General features: G+C 62.9%; 8 protein-coding genes. 2 read left to right on the forward strand and 6 right to left on the reverse strand.

Features of this window, described 5'->3' with window-relative positions; all coding sequences use genetic code 11:
* Positions 1 to 221: 221 nt before the first annotated feature.
* A complete protein-coding gene (locus G6017_RS15345; protein WP_179523835.1) occupies positions 222 to 1,982 on the reverse strand; it encodes a hypothetical protein in 1,761 nt (586 codons plus the stop codon).
* A 393-nt stretch (positions 1,983 to 2,375) separates the two neighbouring features.
* Positions 2,376 to 3,572 (reverse strand): cytochrome P450, encoded by a 1,197-nt coding sequence (locus G6017_RS15350; protein WP_107749260.1) that lies wholly within the window; start codon positions 3,570 to 3,572, stop codon positions 2,376 to 2,378.
* Between the two features lie 186 nt (positions 3,573 to 3,758).
* Between G6017_RS15350 and G6017_RS15355 the strand changes: the two genes are divergently transcribed.
* Entirely contained in the window at positions 3,759 to 4,226 is a 468-nt protein-coding gene (locus G6017_RS15355; protein ID WP_146166385.1) for a TetR/AcrR family transcriptional regulator, read from the forward strand.
* A gap of 449 nt (positions 4,227 to 4,675) precedes the next feature.
* Here G6017_RS15355 and G6017_RS15360 read toward each other — a convergent pair whose 3' ends face one another.
* Positions 4,676 to 6,262: an MFS transporter gene (locus G6017_RS15360; protein ID WP_107749261.1), complete on the reverse strand. Its 1,587-nt coding sequence runs from the start codon at positions 6,260 to 6,262 to the stop codon at positions 4,676 to 4,678.
* Positions 6,263 to 6,380: 118 nt separating this feature from the next.
* Between G6017_RS15360 and G6017_RS15365 the strand changes: the two genes are divergently transcribed.
* Positions 6,381 to 7,070 carry a TetR/AcrR family transcriptional regulator gene (locus G6017_RS15365; RefSeq protein ID WP_107749262.1) on the forward strand — a complete coding sequence of 230 codons (690 nt, stop codon included), beginning with the start codon at positions 6,381 to 6,383 and terminating at the stop codon, positions 7,068 to 7,070.
* A gap of 171 nt (positions 7,071 to 7,241) precedes the next feature.
* On the opposite strand, the gene G6017_RS15370 is transcribed toward G6017_RS15365, so the two are convergent.
* The 3 genes from G6017_RS15370 to G6017_RS15380 form a co-directional block, all read right to left on the reverse strand.
* On the reverse strand, positions 7,242 to 8,303 hold the full coding sequence (locus G6017_RS15370; protein WP_107749263.1) for a BtrH N-terminal domain-containing protein: 1,062 nt from the start codon (positions 8,301 to 8,303) through the stop codon (positions 7,242 to 7,244).
* Between the two features lie 118 nt (positions 8,304 to 8,421).
* Complete coding sequence (locus G6017_RS15375; RefSeq protein ID WP_182618161.1) at positions 8,422 to 9,642, reverse strand: FAD-dependent oxidoreductase; 1,221 nt, start codon at positions 9,640 to 9,642, stop codon at positions 8,422 to 8,424.
* Positions 9,639 to 9,880: cytochrome P450 (locus G6017_RS15380; RefSeq protein ID WP_182618163.1), on the reverse strand; the 242-nt coding region annotated here is incomplete at its 5' end. The genes G6017_RS15380 and G6017_RS15375, both read right to left, overlap by 4 nt.

The raw sequence follows: 9,880 nt of genomic DNA on the forward strand, positions 1-9,880 counted from the left end.
ATTTACGTAGTGAGTGCGACGCGCTTGACCCTGCCCAGTACGACAGGCTTGCCCGGCACGTATGCGAGACATGCCCGACCGCTCCCGAGAGTTGGACAGACCGTGTCTGGATGTGTCGCGTTAGGGGATCGTCAAATGCGACACCAGGCTGACGGCCCATGGTGACATGGGGGAGTTGCCACACTCCCCAGTGCCCTTCGCGGCCGTTCGGCTTTGGGTGTTCAGGTTGGCCCATCCCTGTTGCCGTCGGGCGCGGGACGTTTGCTCTCTGCGTCGGTCGCCGCCACCCAGACTCTGTACTCTTCGCCCTCCGCGAGAACGCGAGTGGCACGGGCGTCCGGGTCTCCCGGGCTGAGCGCGACAGTGTCGCCGTCGACGGAGTCGACGACGGCATCAAGGAACGCTGCGACTTGGCCAAGGTGGTGTTCTTCTCCGTCCAACTCGATGTTGAGTCTCTGCGTAACCGCGACATTGATACGTGACCCCGCAGTGAGCGTGGGGCGATCGGTGGCATCGATGGTGAATTCAAACGGTGACCAGGTGGTGCTAGCCGCTTGGCCTTGCAGGAGGGTTGCTGCTTCGAAGACATGTCGGAGTTCTCCCGCGGAGAGGGCGCTCGGGATGCGAAGCAGATCCGTGGAGTGCTGCTGGATTACGTTCAACGCTCGTACGAGCCGCGCCGTTAGATGGAGATTCGAATTTCGGTCGTGAGGGTAAGGAACAGTCCAGCTATAACGGCGCGGTCCGTGGCTGGGACTCAGTCCGATTGACACTCCGCGATCGACCGCATCCATGAATGAAACGGCATCGATGAGGTCGCCTGGCAATTGGCTATAGGCGTCCCAGTTCATACGGAAGTCTGCTTCGACTTCGATAGGCTCGAAGCGGGTCCTAAGTGCAAGCTCCACCTTGTCGGTCCGGTCAGCCCATACGGTTCGCTGGCCGCCGCGCACCCCTGACGTGAAGCTCTTCCGCTCCAACCGCAGTTCGGCGACGACATCACCTGTAGCGTCTCGGACTCCAACGGTGATGCTAGATGCGGGTTCCGGACCGCCCGCTTCGGCCGTGATGGCGGTGAAGTGGATCTCAGCACTGTCAATAGTGCCGCCGAGCCCGCCGGGGAGGTTGAGTTCTGCGGACGCAGCAGACGAGGGGATCGTGAGATCGGTTCCGAAATCGAGAAACTGCTCGAAGCTCTCGGCGAGTGCCGGGTCGCCGGTTACGTCGACCTGCACGGTAGTGGTTATCGGACGCTCGCTGAGGGCGGCAGCGAACTTTGCATACACCTTGATGTGGAGCCACATGGGGCCGTGTTGCTCGGCTGCGACAGCAACCAGCCAGGGCTCATCTACTTGGTGCGGGGGGCAATCGGATGTTCCGAAGTGGTACCGGTAGTGAGGGTCATTGTTTGCTGCACGTTGCAAGATCCTGATTCGGTCGCCGACGTCGGCAGGTTGCAAACGAGTCCCGCTACCAAGGGTCGTGTCACCGCGAATGATGGCGGTGAGATCGGCGAGTTGATCAGCGAGACGGTCCTTGCCCCCCTTGAGGTAATAATCGATGAGCTCTGGGTGGCGTGCCGCGAAAATGTCGAGCCGTGTCAGGCCCATCCATGACCACGTCGGGATGCCCAGAGATTTGACCTCCTCTTCGATTCGAGCGCGGTATCCGGGGCTTGAATCGCGGGGGATCACAAGGTGCCACTCGGTGATCGCCCATCCCTCTTGCCTTGACGTTTCGGCGACCGCCCTGAGCGACTTCCTCACTTGTCGGAACTCTGCGTTGGCAAACTTCAGGGGGAAGTTCTTGACTTGAAACACCTTGCGCTGGCTGTCGCCGTCGGGAACAAAGACATCGATGCCGCCGTCCGGGCCAGGTGTGAACTTCTGACCCAGCGGGTGGTCGGCGCACACCAGCATCGCGACGGTGTGTTCGAACTCGCCGCTGTCGAGGCGAGACCAGGGGACGCGTTCAGTGGACATGGATTCGCCAAGTACTCATCAAGACTTCATCGCGCGAGGGCACCGATCCAGTATCCCAATCGACTACGACGCAGGTTGACGAACAGATGCCGCGACGGGGGAGAGGGCGAAAGTTCGCTCGCTGCGCAGCCTCGACGGTGCGGCTTGTCATAAGACCTGGTTGCCGGTGCCGACTCGAGAGCCCGTCCAGCCGGCTGTGGCGGAACGTCATTGCCAGCCCCAGGTATGTGTCAGCGGCCAGTGTCAGCGGCCAGGGTCAGCGGCCAGTGTCAGCGGCCCGCGTTACCGCTCTAGTCGGCGTACTGCGATCGCTTTAACAGCCAAAGAATGGAATTGTGAGCTCTGATTGAACGCGGCTGGCACGCGCTATTTGTTGGTTGTCGCCACCGTGGCTCATCTGGCGCTGATGGACGTCGGTTCGAACGTTATCGGCAGCTTCTTGTAGCCCCTCACGGGCCCTGAGAGGAGGCGCTCGGCGCCGTCGGCAAGTGCAAAGTCGGGTACGTAGGACAGGAGTTCCTCGTAGGCGACTCGGCACTCGAGCCTGGCCAGCGCGGCACCGAGACAGAAGTGGGGGCCGTGACCGAAGGCGAGACCGCGCTCGGTTTTCCGGTCGAGAATGAATGACTCCGGGTCAGCGTACTCCCTCTCGTCACGGTTCGCCGACCCGTAGAGCAGCATCACCTTGCTGCCAGCTCGCATGGTTTCACCGTGCAGTTCGACATCTTCGGTCACGGTCCGGGCGAGGCCTTGGACGGGGGACTCAAGGCGGAGAAATTCCTCGACAGCTGCAGGGAGCAGGCTGTGTTCCGCGGCGATCGTTCGCAGCGTTTCGGGGCGTTCACTCAGGATCTGGGCGGTGTTCGAGATGAGGTTCGTCGTGGTTTCGTTGCCGGCGATGAGAAGCATGAAGCAGAAGCCGAGGAGTTCCTCTTCGGTGAGCGTCTCGCCGTCGACCTCGGCGTCCAGGAGGGCGGACATGAGGTCGTCCTTGCGGTTGGCGCGGCGTGCGGCGAGCATCGGCGTGAAGTAACCGTAGAGCCCCAGGGCCGCGTTCGTCGCATCCTCGACGGAGGCCGGATCGTTGGGATTGACCTGCACGAGACGGTCGGACCAATCCCGGAACTGCTGCCGGTCCTCGTTCGGGATGCCGAGCATGTCCGCGATGACAATCGTGGGCAGGGGGCCGGCGTACTCGTGGACGAAGTCGACCTCACCTCGCTCGATGAAAGCCCCCAGGAGTCCCCGCGCGGTAGCCCGGATGCTGCCCTCCATTTCGGCGATCCGCCTGGGAGTGAAGGCCCGGGACACGAGCTTTCGCAGAGCGGAGTGCCGTGGGGGGTCCATCATGATCATCATCGGCATCAGGTCGCCCATGCCTGCCGCGAGGTCCTGGCCGACGACGATCCCCTTCGCAGAGGAGAAGCGCCGGTGGTCCTGCGTGGCAGCCCAGATGTCGTCGAACCGGGATAGTGCCCAGAATTCTTGTTCCTTGTTCCAGTAGACCGGCGACTCCTCGCGCAGCACCTGATAAATCGGATACGGGTCTGCCTGGACGGCGGGGTCGTACGGGTTGTAGAGCTCTGACACTTGGGGCCTCCGGTCTGGACGGGCCACTTGGGACGGTAGGATACTTTCGTCCCACTGTACACCCGGTTTGCCTGCCAGAATTGAGGCGAGGGGTTCCCCACTGCGAGGAGGCGTGAAATCGACCAGCAGCTGTACCTAGACGCCACCTTGTCGGCCTTCTTGCGCCATGGGGTCAGCCGGACGCGGATGACCGACATCGCGGCTGTGGCGCGGGTGTCGAGGACAACGGCGTACCGGATTCTTGGTTCAGTCGATCGCGCGGCGACGAGCCTTCTGCAACGCGAGATCGAGCGCCTGCTGAGCGAGGTGATTCGCGGGCTCGACAGTGCGACTGACGCACCCGATGTGCTTTCCGTTTGCGCGCGGGCCCTGGAGCGGGTGGAGCAGCACCCCTTGTTCCGTAAGGTCCGCACGGACGAGCCGGGAATCATCGGCGAAGCCCTCGTGCTTCAGACTGCGCCGATCATCGACACCATTACCAGCGCGCTCGCGCCCTCTTTTCGAAAGCTCGCGGATGACGGCGTGCTAGCGGTGGACGACCACGAGAACGTCATCGACAGGCTGGTGCGACTGGGGATCACATGCGTCCTGTCCCCGCCTCGCGGTGGATACCAGTCATTGCTGGGCGACATCCTCCGCGGTAATGCCGGGTAGGTGTGCGACTCGCTGCTTTCCTGGGTGCCGCGCCGGGGGAGTTCATCGCGGTCGTGCTGGTCGAGAAGGTAAGGGCCGCCGACCTCGACCACGGTGCCCTCCACCGTTGCCTTGATGCCTACAGCTGGATATGAAGAGAAGTCTGTCGCCTTCAGCGCGGCCAGGGTTGCTCATCCTGGCGGGCAAGTCGACTCAGTAGAAGAATCTGTTGGAAGCTTGGCGGAGTTACTGGCGGCGAAGCTGCCGCGTGGTCTGAGCGGGTAGTGCGGTGGCGCATCTGTTGTTGTCGACTGCCGAGCAGAATGACGCTCGTGAGCGAGAGCTGGCGGGGGAGTCGCGACCGGATGCTCGTATGGAGGCCGTCCGCGCCGAACCCGGCCGTGCGCACCAGAAACTGCGGTTCTTGATGACCTTGGGCAGATTCTCCATGCAGTCTGAATCTGGATCGGCTACTTATCCGCCGCCACTGCCCGGTGAGCCGGTGCTTTTGAGCTGGCCATGGTTTTGTGGTCGCGTGAGCCAGCAGCGCCCGGGGCAAGGAACGCTAGCAAGACTGCGGCGCCGGCGGTAAGGATTGCCAACGTAAGCGTGGCCTGACTGCTGCCGTTCACAAATGCTTCTTTGGCGGAGTCGACCAATGGTTGCGCCATTGGTCCGGCTTGTGCGGCGACCTCTAGTGCGGCGGCCAGAGAATCGGCGACCGGACCACGGGCAGGTTCGGGCAGCTGGGGAAGGGTGGGTTGAATGTGGCGGGTGTATCCGGCGGCCAGCACACTGCCGGCTACCGCGATCCCCATCGCAGCGCCGATCTCGCGGGCCGCATCGTTGACTGCGGCGGCGACCCCGTGTTTGCTCTCCGGAGTTTCGGCGATGATGGCGTAGGTCGCCGGGGCTGTGCATAGTCCAAGTCCTGCGCTCATGATCACCAGCGGCCAAAGCAGGTCGAGGTAACGTGCATCGACGGTCAGCCTGCTCACCAGCATCAGACCAACTGCGATGGTCACCAGGCCAGCGACGGTCATCACTCGCAGCCCAAATCGCTGTGACAGTCGGGGGGCGATCACCGAGATCACGATCAGGGGGACCGTCATCGGCACCAACCCCAACGCCGAGGCCAGCGGTCCATATCCCAGGATCAGTTGCAGGTACTGCACCAGGAGTAGGAATACCCCGAAAGTGACCAAGAATTGGATGGCCACCGACAACGAGCCGGCGCTGAAGCCGCGCTTGGCGAACAACCGAACATCCAACAAGGGGGCCGAGGATCGCAGCTCAATCAGGATAAAAAAGGCTGTCGCCAACATGCCGGCCCCGGCGCTGGCGAGAACGATCGGGTCGGCCCAACCCCGCGCTGGAAACTCGATCGTGGCGAATACGATTCCCGCAACCGCGACTGCAGCTGCCGCCGCGCCCACCCAGTCCACGGGAGGGTGATCATGCTGGCTGGACTCAGCGATCGTGCATGCCAGCGCGGCCAGTAGGGCTCCCGCTGCGGTCAGTCCAACAAATACCGACACCCACGACCAGCGCTCAAGCAACACCCCGGCGCCGAGGATGCCTAACACTGCTCCGGAGCCGGCGACTCCAGCCCACACACCTACTGCTCGGCCGCGATGAACGGCGGCAAAACCAGCAGTCAGAATCGAGAGCGTCGAGGGCATTACCAGCGCAGCGCCCGCCCCGGCAATCGCTCGCGCAGCGATCAACCACGCCGGGTCAGACAGCAGCAGGGGAAGTGCGGACGCCAAGGTGAATATCACCAGACCTATTACGAGAACCGCCCGTCTGCCGTAGCGGTCACCGATCGCTCCAGCGGGCAGGACCAGGCACGCCAGTACCAGCGTGTAGCCATCGACGATCCAGGTCAGCTGGGCTTGCGTCGCTCCAGTCTCTACCGCAATCTGCGGTAATGCCGAATACAGCGCGGCCATGGCCGCGACCACCAACGCCACGGCCAGGCACGACACCGTGAGCATCCACCATTCAGCTCGGGTCCACCGGGATGACTCGGTGATGGTCTGTTGCGGTGAGTTCATCGCCGGCCCCTTGCTGTGAGATGGTCGGTCTTGTTTCGAGACAAGTAGTATCACAGTATCCGGCTGGCTGGACAGGTTAGCTTGGACGAGAAGTGACCGTCGGCCGAAGGGGGAGAGCGTGAACGACTGGAGTGCTGATCGGCCCGCTACGGACGACGATCAGCTCGATCCGCGACTGCTGCGCTCACGAAAACGATTGCTCGACGCTGCTACGCATCTTCTGAGCACTGGCGGTGTAGAGGCGGTTACCGTCGAGGCGGTCACTCGAATGTCAAAGGTTGCGCGGGCCACGCTCTATCGGCATTTCGGCGGCACCGCCCAGTTGCTTGCAGCGTCCTTCGAGCGGCTGTTGCCTCGCGTCGAGGTCTCTACCGCCAGTGGGTCGGTACGCGACCAACTCATCGCGCTTCTCACGGCCCAAGCTGACCTGATTGACCAGGCGCCGCTGAACATTACAACTCTGGCTTGGCTGTCAATCGGATCAGTCGGCGGCAGCGATCCTGCCGATTCGGCCGCGATCACCTCACTGCGCAGTCGAGTCATCGAGGAATACCGGCAGCCCTTTGACCGCATCCTCACACAGCCTGACGTTCGAGCACAGCTCGGCAACGTCGACACCACCTTCGCGATCGTTCAACTCCTGGGTCCCGTCGTGTTCGCTCGCCTTACTGGGCTCTGCACCGTCGACCACGACGGATGCGTGCAACTCGTTGATGATTTTCTTGCTGCCCGCAAGCAGGGAGGCGAACCCATCCCGGCCGAATCCAGCCACGGCCTGAACCGCCCTGGCGCCGGCGGATCTCGCTAAATCGGGGCTTCTTCTTGTCGGATGGGTGTGACCGCTCGATCGCCGAGGTCGCTGGGGAGGTGGCGAGGCAACCCTAGAGCCCGGTCGTTTCGGTGCGTGCTGCGGCGAGCCATCCGCTGCAGTCTGAGTGCGGCCGGAACTTCTACCGTCCAGTTTTGACTTCCCGATTAGTCAGGCTGCTGCAAGCGATCGCGAAGCTGACTCCAGAGCTTCAGCCAGTTGAAGCTCGAGCGTGGGCAGGAGGCTAACCGCCGAAGCCACACGTTCCAGCCGAGTACGCACATCGACCTCGTGCTCGATCCCGGCTCGGCCGGCCTCCGTCCATGTCTGTGCACAGTGTCTGGCGACTACGGCGAGATCTTCGGTCGCGAGGTCACCGGTCAAACGTGCCACGTCCGCGCAGCCGTCAGCGAGCAGCTTTCGGAACAGGCCACCTCCGGTGCCGGCCTTCTCGATGAAAGCGCTCAAGCTGAATAAGAGGATCTCGAGTTCGTCAGCCGGTAGATGGGACCAAGTCCGGACATCAGCGGCGAGCTGGGCGACCGCTGCTAAGCCTTCGGAACCGCTCACCGCGGTCGTGAGATCGACGACTCCGGGCGGAGTTGGGTGGCGCATGTTCGCTGCCGATTGACGGAAAGCCGCTGCGGCAACCTGCGCAAGGTCTGGTAACTCATGCGGCCAGGCGATGCGGTACGTGGTGTGACGTGTCGGTTGTGGGAATGACATCGACGACCGTGCTCGAGCGAGAGCGTCGAACGAAACCTTTTGGACCTCGGCACGGTCGTTGTCAACAACGAAGGCGATCCTCTCCGCCTCGTCGTAACCAATTACCACGATATCGTGGCGACTCATTTGGAGCCGAACCCGCAGGTAGGGCAACTCTGCAATGTCGCCCCATATCAGGGCTGGCCTTCCGGCATCGATCTCCTGGCTGATCCACGACCATCCTTCTCGGGGATCGTCGGTCGTGAGCACTTGGACCTGTGCGCCCAGTCGATGGGGGAGATCTACTTCGAAATCGGAGTCTCTCCCTACCAGATAAAGCGGTGGGAAGAGGTCGCTCGAGTGCAAGTAGGACAGGCCAAGTGACCCCCCGAGGGTGAAGACGAGACCTTCCTCGGGCGGTTCTTCCCAGCCGAGGCCTTGCCAGTGCAGGAGGTCTCGCATCGCGGCTGAGCCGCAGTGCCCCCCGACCCGGTGTGGATAGTTCTCGATGAGCGTCTGGCGAGTCATCAGAGTTCCTTTCTGAACGGCGGGCGGGTACGAACCGGGCTCTTGCTGCGCCAGTGGGATGTCAGCGCCGTTCGTCGAGGCTCCGCCGCTGACCGTGCGAGTCTCGCTCGGGACTGGCTTACCCATTGCGCAAGGAATCGGGAGAACCCGTATGGGCGAAATCGGTCCGGACGAAAGGACGCTGCTGTGTGATGACCTGTTTGCTGAGCATGAAATCACGGGGACGATTGATGCAGTCTGCAGCAAGGAGTTCGCCATCACGGAGGTAGAAGCAGCTGAAGTCGCGGTCCCGGGTGGGGTCACCGCTGAGGACGACTTCGTCGTAACCGGTGTTGAGACCGGCGATCTGCAGCTTGAGATCGTATTGATCTGACCAGAACCAGGGAAGCGCCTCGATCTTCCTAGATTTTCCGCAGACGGTCGAGGCGGCGACCTTGGCCTGCTCCCCCGCACTCGACACGGACTCCATGCGTATACGGCAGCCGTAACGGGCGATGTCATGGCTTGTGCAATCTCCGGCGGCCACGATGTCGGGGTCCTCGGTCCGGGCATGGTCGTCGATCACGATGCCGTTGTCGACCACGAGACCCGCAGCGTCGGCGAGTTCTGTTCTCGGTTCAACACCGATGCCCACGATGACCAGATCAGCCGGGATCGACTCGCCAGTGGACAGGAGGACCTCGCGGACGCAGTCGTCTCCGACTAATGCTGCGACTTTGGCGCCCGTTCGGATATCGATGCCCTCCTCTCGGTGGATCCGCTCGAAGAACGTCGAGACGTCGGGAGCAGTGACCCGCTCGAGGACGCGAGTGGTCGCCTCGAGCACGGTGACTTCCAGGCCCAGTGCCCGTAGTGAGGCGGCCGTCTCAAGTCCGATGTAGCCGCCCCCGACGATCACCACCCGCCGCCCGGGGGCGGCGGACGTGCGGATCAACTCGACGTCTGCGGCGGTACGAAGGTAATGGACCCCGGCGAGCTCGGCCCCAGGAACGCGGAGCTGACGAGGGCGGGCTCCCGTGCACAGCGCGAGCTTGTCGTATGTCAGTGTGTCGCCGGTGCTCATAACGATGTGCCCAGCCGAGCGGTCGATCGCCTCCACGTGCGCGTTGAGAAGCTGGATTCGCTGCTTGGAGTAGAAGTCCGAACTGCGGATGGTGATCTCGTCGAGGGTGGTTTTCCCGGCGAGATACGCCTTCGACAGTGGCGGGCGCTGGTAGGGCACCGTGGGCTCCTCGCCGATGAGGACGATCTCACCGCTCCACCCGTCCTGCCGTAGGCTCGCCGCGAGTTGGGCTCCGGCATGGCTGGCCCCCACGACAAGGGCCCGCTGCGGCATTATGTTCCAGCCTTGGGGGTGAGTTGGACCATCATCTTGCTGATCCCCCGGACGAAGTTGGACTGCACGTACTCCGGCTCACCGACGACATCGATCCTCTCGAAGCGTGGGAGCAGCTCCTCCCAGAGGATCCGCAGCTGCATTTCGGCCAGTCGGTTGCCCATGCACCGGTGTACGCCGAACCCGAAGGAGATGTGGTTGCGGACGTTGGCCCGGTCGATGATGAAGTCATCGGGCCGCT

The sequence above is a fragment of the Dietzia sp. B44 genome (genome assembly GCF_014145245.1).
In the GTDB taxonomy this organism is placed as follows: Bacteria; Actinomycetota; Actinomycetes; order Mycobacteriales; family Mycobacteriaceae; genus Dietzia; species Dietzia natronolimnaea.